Source organism: Pandoraea oxalativorans, from assembly GCF_000972785.3.
Classification (GTDB): Bacteria; Pseudomonadota; Gammaproteobacteria; order Burkholderiales; family Burkholderiaceae; genus Pandoraea; species Pandoraea oxalativorans.
Genome location: NZ_CP011518.2, coordinates 268,195 through 286,112, shown reverse-complemented (window position 1 = coordinate 286,112; position 17,918 = coordinate 268,195). Strand labels below are relative to the sequence as shown.

Below are 17,918 nucleotides of genomic sequence, written 5' to 3'. Positions count from 1 at the left end.
CGGCCATCGTCGCCCGGGGGGGCGGCGGCGGCCGGCAAGCCCACCCTGTCCCGCGCGGCGCTCCGCTGCGCCAGGTGAGCGTGGGCATCGGTGTTTCGGCGTTCTGAAAACACGACAGCCTGACCGGGCGAACTCCGTCGCGACCGCTTGACGGACAAGACGGGATTTCGTCAAAGTCCGCGGCGCTTCCGTCATGCATGGATGCCGCCCGCGCCGTGCGGCATACCCCGTTCAACGGTAGCGTCCCCTCCCCCCCGGCTGACCCTGCCCCTGCACGCGCGCCGACGGGCCTGTGGCCTGGGTCGGCGATCATGCCCTTCGCGGATCCGGCATCCGCCGAACGGCCCCCTGCGAAGGCGCCTGCGAGAAAACAGCGCTGCCTGCGGCGAATCCGGCGCCACGGCATGCGGGGGTTGCGGCGCGCACCGCGCCATTGCATGATGGGGCGATGCACAGGCTTCAGTGTACGCGGTTGGGGTCGCCGCTCTTGCGAGTGGCGACGATATCGGCAACTTTCAAATTTACGGGCAACCTCGCATGAAAGCGAAACTCTCGCTGTTGTTGGCACTGGTCTTCACCACGTTCGGGGTCCGCGCCGCCGGTGATTTCACGCTCACGTACTTTGGCGATGGCAAGCCGGTGGATATGTCGGCACTGGTGAGCGACCTCATCACGCCCGAGTACGTGAAGCGCTTTCCAGCGAAGCGGTACGAGATCGTCCTGATTTATCACTGCACGCCGGTCACGGCCCGGGGCGACATCGTATGCACCGCCACTTCCGGACTTTCCCCGAAGATCGATGCGGCCGGCCGCACGGGGACGCTCGTGCCGCCGGTGCTCTTTAACACGGCGGCGATTCAGCCCAAGGGCGCGTCGGCGCGCGACGTCGACGAAACGCGCAACAAGGTGATCAGGCAGAGTGTGAGCGCCCTGATGAGCGACCTGCCCGCCGCCCCGAAGCGCTCCGGCGCAATCGGCGGGGCTCGCTAGATGCCCGGGTGTTGAGCGCCCGGCGCCCCGTCGATGCGATGCGCCGCCAACCCCTCGAGGCTACCGTTGCCCGCGCCATGGCCCCGGTCCCGAAGCGCATGCCCTACCGGTTGGCGGTGATGGTTCGGGGCATGCGCCGCTACGCCGCCGATTCGCCGGGCCCGCGAGATCGGCGCGAAGGCCGAGCGAGGCGTGACGGGGGGCGACATGGGGAGGCTCATGGGGAGGCTCGTCGGGGCCGCGGCAGGCGGCCCCGGCGTCTCAAAACGCATGGGACGGCGCTTAGGCCCCGTCGGGGAGTGCACGCCGCGGGCCAAGCGCCCGGACGCCCGGACGTTACCGGGCCAAGCGCATCGCGAGCGCCGCGCGGTGGCGCCTTGGGCGCTGCCCCGGGCGTTGGCGTGCGAAGTGCTGTCGGAGAGGCCCGCAGCATGACCGCAAGGTTTGTGTGCGCGCGGGATCGCGAAAGCCCCGTGGGCCGCTCGCGCGCGAGCGTGGGCTAAAGGCTGTTCTGCGCGCGATACCGCGGCATGCCGTACGACGACTTGGCGGTGATGACCCAAGCGTGGGTTGAACTTGGAGGATATTTCGCGGAGGCGGCCGACGACCTCGCGCCCACGAGCATCCGCCGACGCCGCACGACCGCGCGAAGCGACGCCCCATTGGATGCGTCACACATTAGGCACGCGCACGGCCGGACGCCTGCACGATCAGGCGGATCTCTCGGTGCTGCGCGACCTGACGGGGCACGCGCGCATCGCGACGATCCACCGATACCTGCGCGACACGGTTCGTTGCGCGCGCGGCATGGCATTCGCCGTGACCGCGGCGGCGCCGGGATGACCGACGCGCGCGGGATCTGCCGCGGGCGACGGGGGGAGATGGGCGCCAGTCCAAGGGTATATGCACAATCATAACAGGCTGTTTTACGCCGGTTGAATCGATATTCATGAATTATCGGCAAGTAATCGCCGGTAATGATGCATTGAATTCCTTGCTAAGGAGGCCTATCATAAAAGGCAGATTTAGGACAGTTGCACGGTTTTTTCAATTCAATCGGCAAAAATCGGGCGGTTATGAGGGGGTGATATGGCCATCGCGCAAACGGTCGAAGAAATGGAGTGGGAGTTAGGCGGCAAGCTCAAACGGTTACGCCTGAACAAGAATCTGGATCAGCAGACGTTGGCGGCACGCGCCGGCGTGAGCGTGCGGGCGTTACGCAACCTGGAAAGCGGAGAGGGGTCCACCCTTAAGACGCTCTTGAGCGTTATTCGGGCGCTCGGCCGCGAATCTTGGCTCCAAACAGTGGCGCCCGTACCCACGATTAATCCGGCAACCTTTACAACGCGCGCGGCAACGCGTCTGCGGGCATCGAGCCCGGCGACAAAGCGCAGCGCGGCACAGCGCCTTCCGTCGGCACAATCACTGACGGCGTCCGGGCCGACCCGGCCACGCAAGCGAAACGACGAGCGCGATCAATAAGGACACGATGGCGACCACCCCAACCCCTAAAAAGCGGCGTTTCTCTCATGTCGAAAAGGTGGACGCCTACCTCTGGGAGACGCAAATTGGCTCCGTTGCCCTGGATCCCCGGTATGGGTACTACGTGTTCGGGTATGCCCCGGCCTTTCTCAAGCAAGGCATCGAACCCTCACCGCTGCATATGCCGCTCTCCGAGGAACCGTACATATTTACTGACCTTCCGGAACCCACCTTCAAGCGCTTGCCGGCAATGCTCGGCGACGCATTGCCCGACGATTTCGGCAACGCCTTGATCAACCGCTACATGGCCGAGCAAGGTATCCCGGCCAAGGCTGTCACGCCCTTGGACAGGCTGGCGTACATGGGCAATCGCGCAATGGGGGCGCTGACATTCAAGCCGCGGCGTGGGCCAACCAAACATAAGCCGACGGCGATTGCGCTGGGTGCCTTGGTGGAACAGGCTCGACACGCCGTTCAGGGCGTCGTGGATGACGAGGACCACACCGGCGCCGCGCTGCGCAGCATCATTGACGTCGGCACTTCAGCCGGTGGAGCGCGAGCCAAAGCCGTGATCGCCCTTAACCGGGCAACGCAGGAGATCCGGTCGGGGCAATTGGACGCCCCGGAGGGGTTCGAGCACTGGCTCCTCAAGTTCGACGGGATGGGCAAGGACCACGAGCTCGGCGAGTCGCAGGCCTATGGGCGCATCGAGTATGCCTATCACTTAATGGCTCGCGCCGCCGGCATAGAGATGTCGGATTGTGACTTGCTCAAGGAGAACGGCCGCGCCCACTTCATGACGAAGCGCTTCGACCGTGAAGGTGCCGGCATGCGTCACCACATGCAAACGCTGTGCGCCATGGACCACCTTGACTACAAGAAGAAAGGCACGAACGCCTATGCCCAACTGTTCACCGTGATCCGTCAACTCGACCTGCCCTACGAGGCGCTCGAAGAAGCCTTCCGTCGGATGGTCTTTAATGTCATGGGCCGCAATTGCGACGATCACACGAAGAACTTCTCATTCCGCTTGAAGCACGGCACGACCACGTGGGAACTGGCCCCGGCGTACGACGTAACGTTCGCGCATAACCCCGAAGGTGAATGGACGAATCAGCACCTGATGTCTGTGAACGGCAAATTCAAGGATTTCACCGAAGCGGATCTTCTCGCAGAGGCTGATCGTTTCGGCGTTGGGACGGCAAGCGAGGTCATCCAACAAGCCCGAGCGGCGATCATGCGCTGGGAGGAGTGGGGACGCCTCGCCGGTGTCCCCGCCGAAGAAATGACAAAGATCCAAAAGCAGCACCTGTTGCTCACCTAGGTCAGGTCGCCCAAAGCGGCTTCAATACCGAGGACGTCACGGTGCGGCTTTCGCGCAAAAGTCCAAAATCAATCACGTCGGCGCAGCGCTGACGCGCGCAAACTCAATCTCATGAGACCCGAAGGGAATGCCTTCGCGCGATAGTCCCGGCCCCCGGCGGCATCGCCCCGACTTCAGGTGTTCACCTGATGCCGGTGGCCGGGTCGAGGTCTACGATAGCCCCGGAGGTCGCTGACCGTGCGTCCCTGCCGCAGGGCCGCGTTTTGTCGAGTCCGGCGTACGACGCCGCCGCCGTGCGGCCGGGCGTCGGGCCGCGTCGTCGGCGAGCACGCCGGCCTGTGCATCGCGTGAATCAACGCGGCCTGCGCCCCGCCTTCGTCAGCGCCCGTACCTGTCATCACGATCATCAGGCGCCCCTACCATGACCATCGAAACACGCCTCCGCGTCGGAGCGCCGGCCAATCACGCCAACCTCGTCGCGCCCGCACCGCTCATCCTTCAGACCGTCACCGAAAAAGGCACCAAAACGTTCGAGTTGACCGTTCGCGACATGCAAAGGGCCCTGAAGGCCGAGCCAGGATGCTTCGACCGTTTGATCGATGTAATTTGGGACGCCATTCGAGACTGTTTCTGCGGCACCCGACGTGCCGAGGCCAACGCGTATTTGGGGGCCGCGATGCGCGCCAAGGACGACGCGACGATGGCGGAGAATTACTTCGCGCTGAGGGCGATGGCGACGCCGGCCACGCGAGACGCGGTGTTTGGCGAACGGTACGACGCGACGACCCACGAATACATCTTGAGCATCAACACGAGCCTGTGCGTCGAGCTGCGCGTGAGCGCCGCGGCGCTGCCTTTCGAAGAAGCCAAGCGTCTCGGTTTGACGGATAACGTTGCCCCCACGCACGATGCCCCCCCGCACGATGCCCCCCCGCATGATGCTCTCCCGCACGATGCCCCCCCGCACCATGCCCTTACGCGGTGGGCCACAACGACATGTCACTTCACAGACCGGGGGATCAAGCTCAGGGAGGTCGTGGCGTGGGTGGACAAAGCCGCTCTCGTCGTCGAGGAGCCGTATACGGTTGACGTGGGGGTTGACGAACTGGGCGCGCTGCGCTTTGGGGATTGGCGGAGTAACCTTGAATTCGAGTCCCCCGCCGCGGGCCAATGCATTTACGAGGTCGATCTTGGCGTCGGGGGCTCGGTCAGGTCCGAGAACGTCGGGGCCACACGCATTGATAGCCGTGCCAATGAGCAGATTCTACTCGGCTTTGTCGGCGCGTTAAGGGCAGGGGAGATCACGTTTCACCAGGCGAGCGCGGTGGCTTTTCTGATGCAGGCCGACACCGCGGCGCAAGCATGGATGGACCTGGCCGCCGCCAGGGATCCGGGCTTCGATCGCACCGTCAGTAACTGGGCGTGCAGGCACCACTTCTCGATTATGCGCAACGGGCCTGACATCGTGGTGGCGATCACCAGTGAGAGCAAGCTCTCTGACGAGCAGCTCCGCTTGAGCGCGACCGGGGCGCGGCCGGGCCCCCATCGGGCGGTTACGTTCAGGCAGCAGTGGCTGGTTGTCCCCACGGGGAGCATGCGGTGTCTGCTGGCCACAGCGGAACCCAAGCCGGCGGAGAGAGCCGCCCATGGCCCGGCCGCGCCCGACGTGGCCGCACCTGAGGCGGGGGGCGATGTCCCGGCGCTGCCCCGCGACGTTGACAGCTCCGGGTCTGCGCCCGGCGACGAGAGCCGTTTCTCGTCGGCGTCCGACGTCGAGGGCGGTTTCCCGGCCGCACCCGAGTGGGGGGACGGTGTCCCGGCGCTGCCCGACATCGATGTCAGCTCCTCGTTTGCGCCCGGCGACGAGAGCGGTTTCTTCTCGGCGGCCGACGTGAAGGCGCGTGGCGAGCTTTCTCAGCGTTCTCCTGACCCGCACATTGCGGCGTTCGACCGGTGGTACGGTGCCCTGACGCCCTCCGCCCGCAAGTTGCTCGCGAACTGTACGAATCTGCGCGGTTTTCTGCCTCGCGTGCTTGCGGTTGAGCCAGATGACACCCCCCTCTGGACTGAGCGGGTAGTCGGTTATTTGACGGGTAAGGTACGCGGTTTGCCGGCGGGGCTCGCTGAGCCGGCCCCCGAGATTCCTGTCGAGGTACAGGGCGAACTGAGCGGTTTGCTGGACCACGCCCCCTATGAGCAAACCATCGCTTTACTGCATCGCCTCAATCTTGAGTTGTGGGTGGACAGCCTCGACCCGCAATACCAACACGGCTTTGCACAAGAGCATCCGGATGAACCCGTGCCGCCGCCCGAGGTCCGTGTCGTCTCCAACCGCCGGGCGGGGCCTGCGCCGGCGCAGGTTTTCCTAACGCCTGAGGCGCTGACGGAGATCTACGGCCCCTCAGGCTCACACGTCCTCGCACGCCAGACTGCCGGGTGAACCCGTGGCTTGGCCGAGCCGTAGTAAATGATCGCATTGGCGATCAGCCGCGCGTATCGGTGGCCGGTCTCGCGCTTGATGTCCGAGCGCCCGGTTAATTCCTTTTTCCCACCGACTTGGGCAATGGCCGCGCGGCGCCGGTGTGACGGAAAAGTCCGGGGGTTCCGGCTGACGTGGGCACGAATGCATCCGGTGTCGTGTGGATCGGTGCAAGCACACCGGATGAAATGTCGTGTTGGTTTTCCCCAAACGTCGACCCGGGGGAATACGTCCAAAATCTCGGACTACCGGGAAGTGGTCCATGTATTCCTACGAAGCGCGCGTTCGGGCGGACGCGTTGTGGCTGAAACACGGCAAGCGCATTAAGGCGACCCTCCGCCCGTTGGGTGACCCGATGAAGCATGCTCTCAAGGCGGGGGGGACGAATTGGAGACGAGGGGCGATTGGGGCCAGGCGTATGTTCGCGCAAAGCCGAAATATCCGGAAGACCGGAAGCACGTGGCACTCGAGCACTTGAGCCCTACGTCAACCACGGGCGCCGCTTCGCCGTCACGCTCAGGGCATTGGGCTGTCCGTGTCGCCGGATACTGACGGCGTGGCTTCACGAGCGTTATCCGGAAACCGGGTGAGGCGTGCTTGACAAGGCGGGTCGACCGGCCGCGACATTGGCGGGCCGGACAGGCCGCCGTGTACGAGCGCCGCACACGTGAAGCAAGTGCGCAGGCGGGGGCGTGAAAGCCGGAGGTCGACAGGGTGACGCTGTACAACCGGAAGAACCGGTGACTCTGACCAGAGGTCCCACGCATCCATGAAACGCGACAAGCGAACACCTGCACAGACGGACCGGGACAAATCGGCGCGACAGGTCGAAGGGCTCCGGCGCGATATCCGCCATCTGCAGCTTGAACACGACCTGCTGAAGAAAGCGAATGAACGCGTAAAAAAGACCCGGGCGTCGACCTGCCACTCCTGAGCAACCGGGAGAAGACGACGCTGGTTGACGCCCCGAGTGACGAATACGGTTTGGTTGAGCCGCTTGCGCGGTCGGACCTGGCGCGCAGCGCCTATTTCCACCGTCGGTCGCGCATACGGGTGCCGACATATGTGCAGAAGTCCGTCGTACCGTCGCAGAGATCTTCGAGGACAACCACCGATCCTATAGCGATCGCCGGGTGCAAACATCGCGCGCTGCGCCTCGTACGCCGGTGGCGCGGGTTCGGGCGCCCTCTGACCAAAGAAATCGAGCCCGGTGGTGACCTGCGGTCCGCGCACGACCTGATGCATTTGCATTCGCTTTTACGTCGGTCATCCACGTGGCGTCGGCATCGCTTGCCACTGGACTTCCCGATGTCGAATCGCCTCCCGGCCTTCGAGCACGCGGGGTGAAGCGGCGCACCGGTCATGACTTCAGGTGTCCACCTGAGTTTCGCCCCCGGCGCCCCCTCCTACGCTAACGCTTTTGTGGGCGGCCTCATGCCGCCCGGCCCCGGCCGTCGCCGAGGCCTGCTCGAGGAGCTCCTTATGTTGAAGAAGGTCGCCAATACCGGCACCGCGCCGGTTGACCAGCTTATGCCCATCAACGCCCCCGCCGTCGACCCCGACGCGATGCCGGTCATCCCCCCCGACCTGCAGGACGTCCAGGCGCTGAACGAGACGCGTGAGGCGCTCCTCCGGGTGCCCGCGCTGCGTCACTTGCGCGACGCGAACTTTGACGGCACGGACCCCGAGGGGGACCTCATCGGCCTTGTCGAGCTCATGCTCCACGCGCACCTTGATAACGGGCACCCGCTTGGCACGGCGTTGGAGCCGCGCGAGACCGTGCTGATGAGGCTGGCGCGCCATCTTTCGCCCACCGGCGCGGAGGCGCTGCGGCGAAGCCTCGACCCCACCGCGCCCCCCGATGCGTTTGCCACGCACCTTAAGGAAGAGGACCGGTGGTATCTGGACGGCGAGGTGTGGTACCAAGACGCGAAGGCCTGCCTGGCGCGCGGCGAGCACGCACAGGCCGCCATCTGCTTCGAGGCCGCCGCGAAGCGCTTCGCGCATGTGCCGGGTAAGGAAACGTGGGTGGCCCACCTCCATCGCTACGCCGGCGACGCACACGCGCAGGCCGATAACCGTGTGGCCGCCGTCGCCGGATTCATTGCGGCCAGCAAGCTTGAGCTCGCGTATGCGCTCGCCCTCACCGCACGCGTGCCGCCCCAACCGAGCGACGCGGCGGCTTTCCAGGACGCCGTGACGCGGGCCACCTGCGATTTGGCGGTGGCGACCGCCCTCTACCGGGAGTTGGAGCTGCCCGAGTTTGCCATCGCCGTTGGCACAGTCGCCGCCTCGGCCTTCGTGGATTTGGGGCTGTGCCCCCAGGCCGCAACCCTCCTCGACGAGATCGCCGACATCTGGACCGGCATCGCAAACGTGCATTATCAGGCCGATCAGCTCGCGCTGGCCGAGGACGCCGCCCTGAGGGCCGAGCGTGCCTCCCAGTATGCCGCGCGCGTCCATTGGATGACGCACAACTACCCGGCCGCCGGGCATAGCTTGATGAAGGTGTGCGACTACGAGACGGCCGCCGAGCTCTTCACGATGGGAGGCGATCACGGCGGTGCCGGCCTGTGCTACTTGGCCATCGGACAGCGCTGCGAGGCCGCCGTGGCAGAGCATCGGGGCGCGGGGCGGCCCGAGCAGGCCGACGCGGAGGCCCGGAGCGCTTTGGCGTTCTACGCGCTGGCCCGCAGCGAATTGGCCACGGCGAGCGAAGACCCCTTCAACGCGCCTCGGTACGCCGAGGCGGCCGCCACCGCTCAGGCGCACCACGAGGCCCTGCGGCTCTCGTTGCAAGCGCCCTGACCCGCGGCGACCCGGTGACCTTGCCCGCCGCCACGCGTGGCGGGCGCTTATGCGCCCCGTTACCAGGGTGGTTCCTCGGTAATCGAGGATTTGGCCGGCCGGGCCCGGTATGATTCTCGCCCCCGGTCGTAGTCGTGAACCGGGCGGGTGTCACCGGCTCCGGTGGGTGGCTGGCGATCGCCCACAGGGGGTTGGCACGGGTTTTTCCGACGCCGTCCGTCACGGGGATGCCGAGACTTGCCGCCAGGGTTTTTTGCGGGCCGGCTCACTTCTTGGGCAAACGGCCATGCAAAACGCTTCGTTTCTCCTTCATGACGCCGTCGATGTCGTCATCGGCGTCGACGTCGGCCAAGGCCACCGCCATGCCGTCGCCCTCGATCGCGCAGCCCGCCACCCTCGGCGCTCCGCCACCGGCCGTGGCCCGGGACGCCGGCGCCGCACGCTCCATGCCCGATACGTTACGCTCGCTACGGCGGGCCGATGAGCCGCTCGCCGAGCCGACTGACGCGTGATCGAACGGCGCGTGAGGCCGAGAGCGGGTTTTCGAATTTGCGGTTTTGCCCGCCTCGTCCTCGGCGGCATCAAGGCCCGACACATGATTCGCACATGATTCGCACCGGGCCAAGGCTTGCCCCCAAGGGACGCCGGGCGTGCCCCGCTCGGCACTGTCATGCGTTGCCTGCGCAAACACCCCCGCGCCTCGGGGGGCCGGGCAGGGGCCACGTCACGCGCAGGCCGGCGCCGATGGAAGGCGCGCGGAGGGTGCCGTCGGCACGTGCCGAACACGGCCCTTGGCGGCCGGCCGCCACCATCTGGCCCTGTCCGGCCCCGCCGCCCGCGCCGGTGCTGCACCGCGCTGTTAAATGACTGGCGGCATCGCGCAGGGCGTCACCACATCGACGGGGCACCCAATACACGCGGCCGGCGGAGCGTTGCCGCTCCGCCGGCGCCCCTGCAACTCGGTCTGCACCGCGTCATACGCCCGTGCGGCCCGGCGACATGCCAATGCCGCGCCCCTTCGATTTGCAGTGCCGCGGTGCGCGGGACGCTTCACCCAAACGGTATGCGGTGTGTCCTGTAGACGGGAATTGCGGGCAAAGCACGCGTCGTCAATGGCATGCGCGACGCCAACCCCGTCTTGCGGCCCGATCGGTCATGCTCCCGAAACGGCCGGTCACGTTCGTCCGGAATGCGCCGTGCGGTCTAGCAGGCTGTTGAAATACCTCCCGCACGTGTCATCCAGCCGGGAGGGGTAAACGTTGAAACGAAGAACCGAACAACACCGAGACAGAAACGATGCGCGGAGCGGACAGCTACACCGAGTCGATGTTCACAGTGACGACGCTGGATAACTTTGTGCCAGCGAACCACCCGTTGCGGCCGATTCGGAACTGGCTGAACGACGCGCTCAAGCGCATGGACCCCGTGTTTAGGCGCATGTACGAGAGCGACGCGAAAGGCGGCCGGCCAAGCATCGCACCTGAGAAGCTCATTCGTGCGCTGTTGCTGCAAGTGCTGTATTCAATTCGCAGCGAACGCATGCTGATGGAGCAAATCTCCTACAACATGCTGTTCCGCTGGTTCGTCGGCTTGGCGATGGACGATGCCGTGTGGGACCACTCGACGTTCAGTAAGAACCGCGAGCGCTTGCTGGTTCACGACGTCATCGTCAGTTTGTTTAACGAAACGGTTGAGACTGCGCACGCGCGTGGCCACCTCTCGGGCGAGCATTTCAGCGTGGACGGCACGCTGATTCAGGCTTGGGCGGGACACAAGAGCTTCGTGCGCAAAGACAAATCAGACGACGACACACCGCCTGAGGGCGGCAGTCGCCAGCGCGAGAACTGGCACGGCGAGAAACGCAGCAACGAGACGCATGAATCGAGCACGGACAGCGAGGCGCGCTTGTTTCGCAAGAGTCGCGGCACCGGCGCGGTGCTTTGCTATTTGGGGCATGTGCTGACCGATAACCGGCATGGCCTGGTTGTCAACGCCCAGGTCACGCAGGCGAGCGGCACGGCCGAGCGCGACGCTGCGACCCATATGCTCGCCGATGCGGCGTTTCTTGCCGACAGCCCCATCACCGTTGGCGCTGACAAGAACTACGACACGGCAGGCTTTGTGGCGTCGTGCCGCGAAAATCGTGTCACGCCGCATGTGGCGCAAAACGACGGCCGAGCCGGCGGCTCGGCAATCGACGGGCGCACAACGCGTTGGCCCGGTTACGCCATCAGTCAGCGCAAGCGCAAGTGCATCGAGCAGGTCTTTGGCTGGGGCAAGACGGTAGGCCGAATTCGGCAAGCGATGTATCGCGGCCGCGAGCGAATCGAACAGCTCTTTGTGTTGACGCAGGCGGCCTATAACCTGACTCGCATGCGTACGCTCGCTGCGAAGGCGGCATAGGGGCGCAAATTGGCGAGACGATGGCATTGGGTTCACTCGAATTAGGGACGCGCAGCATTAAATCGTCAAGAACCGAACCGACACATCGCCACATCCGAAGGCCCCGCCGCACATCGGCGAGGGGTATTTCAACAGCCTGCTAGGCGCGCGTATGCGGCGTCGGCCTTCTCGAGGGCGGCTTCGCTCTCTTCGTACTGTCCCGCCGCGGCGAGCGCTTTGGCCACCTGCTGCCATGCTTCTGCGGCTTTGTTCCAGGCGTTATCAAGCCCGTAGGTTTCCGCGGCCTCCGTGAAAAGGGCTGCGGCATGCCCGTACGACTCCCCTTTCATGTGGCATTTTCCGGCCTCCGACCGGCATCTTGCCGCGTCCCCCAGCGCATTGTCTCGCCAGTAACGGCCTGCGGCCTTCGTGAAGGCGGCGACGGCCTGCATCTGCAGCCCCAAGTCCCTGTAGGCGCAGCCCGCGAGCGCATCCCAGCCGTTCGCCGTGCACTCGTCCGCGAATTTCGACAGGGCGGTTGCTATGCCCTGGGCGATCTCCGGGGTGCCTGCAGCCGCCCAGGCGGCGACGGCCTTCTCGTAGTTTTTTTCAGCCGCCTCCTTCTCAAATGTCTTGAACGCCTCAGGGGCCGTGGAGAGCGGATCGGGGTTGTGGGTGTCTTGCTCATGGCACCGCATGCCGGCTCCCGTCGCCGCCAGCCAGGCGTTTGCGGTGTGCAGGTGCCTCTCAGGGTCGTCGGTACAGGCCCAGGCCTCGGCGATCTCTTGGTAGGTGGCGCTCAGGCGATCGTACCAGGCCCGCTGGCGATAAAATTCGAGGGACTTCCCGTAAGCCTGTGCGCTCAGTTGGTACTTCCCCTCACGCCAATGTGCGCGGGCCGTATTTTTATGCTGTTGAGCGGCCTGTTGAGGTTGCCCGCTCTGCAGGTAGATGTTTGCCACCGTCTCACTGGTCTGGGCGGCCAGCCCGTGCCGCTTACCCTGCGTGTAGTGGTGTACGGCCTTTTCGTAGTCTTTTATGGCGAACGTGACCGCGCCCTTCTGAAGCAGCGTGGCGGCGCACCTGCAGTGGAGCTCTGCGACCGTACTGAAAGTGGCCAAGGCCGCGTTGTAAGCGTGTTCGGCCGCCTGGTGCGCGTTGTCCTTTCGAAGCGCGCCGGCCCACAGCTCGTAGCCGTGAATGACACGCAGGTAGACGCGTATCGCCTCGTCGAGCGAATTGGCCTCGCTGAGGATTTCCGCGGGCATTTCCATGGCTTCCACCGCTTTGCCGAGCAGGCCTGCGCCCTGGTAAGCCTCGACCGTCTTGTGGCCGGCTTGGGCGGCCTGTTCCGGGTCGTTCCTCTGGCGGTAGGCTTGCGTGGCCGCGGCGCAAGCTTCCGCAGCCCGCACAAAATTTTCGGGGTCGGCCTCGGCCTCGCCGCGTTGGAGGAAGAGATGGCCGATCAGATACAGCCGCTCCGCCTCGGCGAGGTATTGGGAAAACGGGTGGGGCGCAGCGTCAGCGTCAGGGGCTTGCAGCAGCTCGTCCTGGCCCACGGGAGACAACCGTTTGGCCACCGTTTCGCATGCGGCTTCGACGGGCTGGTCAATCCCCCAGGGACGCTGTTGCCGTTCATAGGCGCAGCGGTACAGCATCAGGTTAATCCAGGCGTCCAGACTCTTGTCGGGATCGACGCTGTCAAAGAACCGCGCGCAGAAGTGCGCCAGCTCCGGCGATTCGCGCAGGTGCTCGCGCAGCGCGCTGACGGCCTCCGGATCCTCGAGATCCAGGTCGTGCGGCAGGTCGGCCAAGCCGGGCACGATGTGCGGAGCGATTGTTTGCACTGGGCCGGGAGGCGGGATGAGATTTGAGATGCTGTTAGTCATCAATGAAAAGGGTTCCTCGACAAGGGGGGGCTCGCGGCCGGGTGGCCGGTCGACAGGCCGTACAAGGCACGCCTGCGTGAAGCACGCCTGCACGAGCCCGATCTTATCCGGCGCGCCGCCGGCGGCGACATCGGCCAAAGACCTGAAGTGCTGAGCACTCCTGAAGATCGCCCCGGCACACCCGCGCTGCTGTTCGGTCAACCCCCGCCTCACGTGGCAGGGCATCACGGGCGCCGGGCGCGGCGCGATAAAGGGACGGCGGGGCCCGGGCGTCACACGGGGCGGCGGCGCGGTGCCGACGGCGCTCGGCCAACCGGCCCCCGCCTTGTCCGCGAGACGTGTGACGGGCGGTAAGCCGTAACCCCGGGTTCTTCTGTCACCCGCGTGCCCGCCACGCCATGCGCGCGTCCCGGTCGATCAACTTGCGCTCGCTCGGCAAGGGGTCAGGCCTGTTCGGCAGGACGTGCCGCCCGGCCGCCGGCGACCTCCGGGCGACGAGCGTCAGTGCCGTGTTTATTCCGGTTGCCGCGTTGCGTCAGTCGCCGTGACAGGACGAGCGCGTGCTAAACGGCGAGGCGGATTTCGATCTCGATGTCGCTACGTCCGGTCAATCCCTTCTTGCCGGCGACCCGGGCGGCGGTCAAGCGTCGCGGGTGACAGAGCGTGATGCGCGACGCACGCGCTGCGCGCTCGGCGTACGAAAAAATCCCATGATTGACGCCCCCCCGTCGGGTAAGCCAACCGCGCGCGCCGCGCCTCATACGCCGGTGGTCCGGGTCCGGGCGCCGCCTGTCCGTTGAAATCAAGCCCGGTGCCGGCCGGCGGACGGCGCACGACCTGATGCCGTGGCATGCGCTGTTGCGTCTGTTGTGTCTGTTACGTCTGTTGCGTCTGTTGCGTCAGTTGCGTCAGTTGGGCACGCGGCGCCGGCATCGCATGCCACCCGGGCCTTCCCGGGGCCGAAGACGCGGTAGGCCGTGAGCGTGTTGCCCCGCCCCCGGCATGCCTGCGTCCCGCTGACCGGCGCGGCGGCCGCCGTCCTCTACCTCGCACGCCTCGCTCGCGGGTTCAGGCGCGCGTCGCGCGAGTCCGATTGTCCGCATGCGATCTGTGCCCCGAGCGTCCGCACCAAAGCGCAGCGTAACCGGCAAACGCCGACAGTCTGCAGGCATCCCGCGAGATCATTGACGGCAAACGACCTTTCCGGCGCCCACGGAGCGGCGGGGATGCTTGTCCGACGACAAGGGTGCGGGCGCCGCGCGGTTCATGGCAGAGGGTTCTTTGTACCCTACCCAGTGCACGGCAGCGTCGGCGACCGTCGATGGCATAGTTGGGTTCGCCACGCTCGTCCCGGGCACCCTCTCACTGGAGGTCCACTGCACGTCGTGACGAAGCGACACGGCGATGAGCGGGTTCTGAGACGTCATCCTCTTCATCATGTTCCTGAGCGTTGATCGACTCCGTCCGAACCCGTCAACTAAAAAATCCAACATTTCGTGCGTTTCGCTTTATCGCGATCTCTCCAACGAGCGGGCTGTGCGGAAACGCGCACATCCTCTTGCGTCCGGCCTGCCCAATCCCGTGAAGGGTGAGCTTGCACGCCAACGTCCTTAAACACAATTCTGCTGCCCCCCCAGGTGCCCGTCACACTCAATGACTCAGTCGCCCGGATTTTCTCACTCTCCGCCTTCAATAGGTCAAGCCCGGGAATTGTGAGAGGCTCACTCGAATCGAAACTAATTCTCACAATTTCCAATTTTTTCAGGCTCGCCACTCCTTTAATTATCTTTAATAATTCATTATCAGAACCGTCGGTATGAGAAACAATAATCTCAAGTTTTTTTAGATTATGCAAATGCCCAATTGATTTGCCGAGATAAGCAAAAAGCCCGCTATTTTTTTAATATTGGTAGCAGTGAACTCAAGTTTAATTGACAGAGACTCAAGTTTCCAAAGGCTTCTCAGTGCGCCGGCAACATCTATCAGATGCGTAGTGGGTTTAAATAGATCAAGGCCAAAGTGCTTCAGGCAGGTGTTATCGTACAGGAGCCTGGTAATTTCATTGATTTGCTGCGGTGTGCAGGGGAAGCCACGACCCCCTGCGAACACAAATGCCGACAAAGTGCCTATTGGCGGCTCTATCCCAAATTGGTCTTTCAACGATCTGTTGGGGTCAATAGACTCTGCATTCACACGAATCTCAGTTGTCGTTTTTTTATGAATTCTCGAGTCGCTGCCCACGGAACGATTTTCGTAAGATTCAATGTCCGGCTTCTCGGGCAAATATGGCAGCGTCCCAATCGGCCACACCGGCGTTGGCGTAAATCTTTTTTTTCGATGCATTCATTTTTGCCGCGACCATACGTCTCAATCGCTGTTTTTTGGTACACCAAAACACCGTTTCTTAACATACGAAAACCATAATTCATTTTATTTCCTTTATATAATTTGTGCCGACGAACAGCACATTGACCCGACTTCGACGGCGCGGGCGGCAGTTTCGGCACACGCCCCCCCGCATTCGCCTCTTTTTTGGAAATGACTACTTCGGCGTACGACGCACCTCTCAAAATTCAGATTGATTGACACCATTTTATTGTTCACGCCGAGCGCGGTCTGTCCGCTATGCGTCGTTGGGTCAGTGCGAAGGATCGGGCAAACCCAATACCCGATGACCCATGGTGGACCCTCGATGAGCCGGTACTGCCACTGGCGCAAGCACGGCGCCGGATTTTTAGTTCCATAAACGCCGCTCAAACCGGGTGCGGCCCACGACATTCCTTGAGCGCGGCGCGGGCCTCGGGCTTGCGCGCAACGAACCGCGCCGCCAGTGCCTGAGTCGCGCGGGGTAAGCGAAGGAGAACAGGATGGCGAGCGTGCTTGTCCGCTTCGCCGGACCGCAGAGCACCACCATCACCGCTCGCCTGCTGAGGCTGCGGGGGCGACGCCAACGGCGCCGCGTTGCGCAGGGTTGCATTGGCGAGGACCGGGAATGCCGGTGCGCATACGATATTCTCGAGCGCCTCGCCCCCGTGGCTCTCGGGTGAACACCTGAAGCGTGCCGCCGGCGGGCCTGTCTGGTTTGCCTGTCCCTTTGTCCCGGCGGCCCGGCGGCCCGGCGGCCCGTGCGCCGGTGGGCATGGCGCTGCGACGCCGCTCGCGGTGAGGATTCAGGGGCCGGGGTGCGGTGGGCGAACGCGGTCATCGGCGACGTTTTTTCTTCCGAGGCCGGCCAGGCGGTCGCCATCAAAGCGCCCAAAGTGATGATTTTCCCCAGATGTTGCGCCGGGGGGGATGCGTCCAACATCTTGGACTACCGGGAGGTAGTCCATGTATTCATACGAAGCGCGCGTTCGGGCGGACGCGTTGTGGCTCAAACACGGCAAGCGGATTAAGGCGACCCTCCGCCCGTTGGGTGACCCGACGAAGCATGCTCTCAAGGCGGGGGGTGACGAATTGGAGAAGAGGGGCGATTGGGGCCAGGCGTATGTTCGCGCAAAGCCGAAATATGCGGAAGACCGGAAGCACGTGGCACTCGAGCCCTACGTCAACCACGGGCGCCGCTTCGCCGTCACGCTCAGGGTATGAGGCTGTCCGTGTCGCCGGATACTGACGGCGCGGCTTCACGAGCGTTATCCGGAAACCGGGAGAGGCGCGCTTGGCAAGGCGGGGCGACCCGCCGCGACATTGACGGACCGCACCGGCCGCCGTGGATGAACGCCGCACACGTGAAGCAAGTGCACAGGCGTTGGCGCGAAAGTCGGACGTCGACCCTCGCGCAGTTCGTTGCGATATTGAACGCCTACGTCCGCTGGTACAACGAGAAACGGATCAAAGGCTCCCTTGGCTGTCTCAGTCCCACCGAGTACCGTGAAAGCCTCCGCCTGACGAGGCACAACAGTCCAAGAAAATAGCCGCATGCCCCCCGGTCTACATTGGGCGAAAATCAACACGGGACCGACACCTATGGCGCAGGTCTTGCCCGAGTGTTGCGAGATGATGAGATCGAGGTGCCGGAGGTCCATCGCCCTGATCGTGCGGCGCGTCGGTCCCGTGGAAAATCCAATCCGAGGGAGGCGCAAAATGCCGCGTGAGCGGTCCTCGCCGGACGAGCCGATGCGATTCCCAAAGAGCAGTCGGGCGCGGCTGAGGCAATGCGAACCGGATCAGTTGCACGTCGCAGCGGCGGCAAGGCTCAGACTCAGGCACTCAACCAATGACGAGCCCTACTGATAAATGCACCACAGGACATCAGAGAACGGTTTCTAGGGACAAAGACTCCGGAGTGCGTTGCTCACTGCGCAACGCTGCGTTCGTTAGGAGATACGCCAATGTTGCGGACACTGGCGACTTCGGTGCGCCTGCCGGCAAAGCGCTACCTCGCGCTCGCGGAGGAACTCGCGACGCTCAGCACGATGCTCGAACGCTTAACGAAAACGGATGCCAAAAGGCTTCGAGAGCGATTCGGCGTTGGCCCCCAAATGGCGGCAGTGCTTGAGCGAGCGCACGGTGCGTAAGTCCAAGAGTGCTCGCACGTTGCCAAGTCAGAGGAAGACGCCGCGCA

9 protein-coding genes and 5 pseudogenes are annotated in these 17,918 nt (G+C 64.3%); 12 read left to right on the top strand and 2 right to left on the bottom strand.

From position 1 onward, the window contains the following. Positions 1-537 precede the first annotated feature (537 nt). The 9 genes and pseudogenes from MB84_RS25860 to MB84_RS25825 all read left to right on the top strand — a co-directional run bounded on the left by MB84_RS25860 (position 538) and on the right by MB84_RS25825 (position 11,486). Positions 538-990, top strand: a complete 453-nt coding sequence (locus tag MB84_RS25860) for a hypothetical protein (protein WP_052654587.1) — start codon at positions 538-540, stop codon at positions 988-990. Positions 991-1,656: 666 nt separating this feature from the next. After that, a complete protein-coding gene (locus tag MB84_RS29370) occupies positions 1,657-1,833 on the top strand; it encodes a hypothetical protein (protein ID WP_342672668.1) in 177 nt (58 codons plus the stop codon). 246 nt (positions 1,834-2,079) lie between these two features. Continuing rightward, a complete protein-coding gene (locus MB84_RS25855) occupies positions 2,080-2,472 on the top strand; it encodes a helix-turn-helix transcriptional regulator (protein ID WP_065225880.1) in 393 nt (130 codons plus the stop codon). Positions 2,473-2,479: 7 nt separating this feature from the next. Then, positions 2,480-3,796 (top strand): type II toxin-antitoxin system HipA family toxin, encoded by a 1,317-nt coding sequence (locus MB84_RS25850; RefSeq protein ID WP_052654585.1) that lies wholly within the window; start codon positions 2,480-2,482, stop codon positions 3,794-3,796. Between the two features lie 421 nt (positions 3,797-4,217). Further along, a complete protein-coding gene (locus MB84_RS25845) occupies positions 4,218-6,236 on the top strand; it encodes a hypothetical protein (RefSeq protein WP_052654583.1) in 2,019 nt (672 codons plus the stop codon). 301 nt (positions 6,237-6,537) lie between these two features. Further along, positions 6,538-7,435: pseudogene (locus MB84_RS31230) on the top strand (IS3 family transposase); the annotation flags it as partial. Positions 7,436-7,757: 322 nt separating this feature from the next. Beyond that, entirely contained in the window at positions 7,758-9,083 is a 1,326-nt protein-coding gene (locus MB84_RS25835; RefSeq protein WP_157123014.1) for a hypothetical protein, read from the top strand. Positions 9,084-9,310: 227 nt separating this feature from the next. Then, a pseudogene (locus tag MB84_RS31225) lies at positions 9,311-9,586 on the top strand (hypothetical protein); the annotation flags it as partial. Positions 9,587-10,379: 793 nt separating this feature from the next. After that, the gene (locus tag MB84_RS25825) at positions 10,380-11,486 is read left to right on the top strand and encodes an IS5 family transposase (protein WP_044454374.1); all 1,107 of its coding nucleotides are present in this window, start codon (positions 10,380-10,382) and stop codon (positions 11,484-11,486) included. 128 nt (positions 11,487-11,614) lie between these two features. On the opposite strand, the gene MB84_RS25820 is transcribed toward MB84_RS25825, so the two are convergent. Both MB84_RS25820 and MB84_RS30220 read right to left on the bottom strand, forming a co-directional pair. Next, the gene (locus tag MB84_RS25820) at positions 11,615-13,555 is read right to left on the bottom strand and encodes a hypothetical protein (protein ID WP_157123012.1); all 1,941 of its coding nucleotides are present in this window, start codon (positions 13,553-13,555) and stop codon (positions 11,615-11,617) included. Between the two features lie 1,641 nt (positions 13,556-15,196). Further along, the gene (locus MB84_RS30220; protein WP_157123010.1) at positions 15,197-15,697 is read right to left on the bottom strand and encodes a hypothetical protein; all 501 of its coding nucleotides are present in this window, start codon (positions 15,695-15,697) and stop codon (positions 15,197-15,199) included. A gap of 987 nt (positions 15,698-16,684) precedes the next feature. Between MB84_RS30220 and MB84_RS31220 the strand changes: the two are divergent. The 3 pseudogenes from MB84_RS31220 to MB84_RS31830 form a co-directional block, all read left to right on the top strand. Then, a pseudogene (locus MB84_RS31220) lies at positions 16,685-17,126 on the top strand (IS3 family transposase); the annotation flags it as partial. After that, positions 17,125-17,268: pseudogene (locus MB84_RS31835) on the top strand (IS3 family transposase); the annotation flags it as partial. The pseudogenes MB84_RS31220 and MB84_RS31835, both read left to right, overlap by 2 nt. A gap of 39 nt (positions 17,269-17,307) precedes the next feature. After that, positions 17,308-17,865: pseudogene (locus MB84_RS31830) on the top strand (IS110 family RNA-guided transposase); the annotation flags it as partial. Positions 17,866-17,918 lie beyond the last annotated feature (53 nt).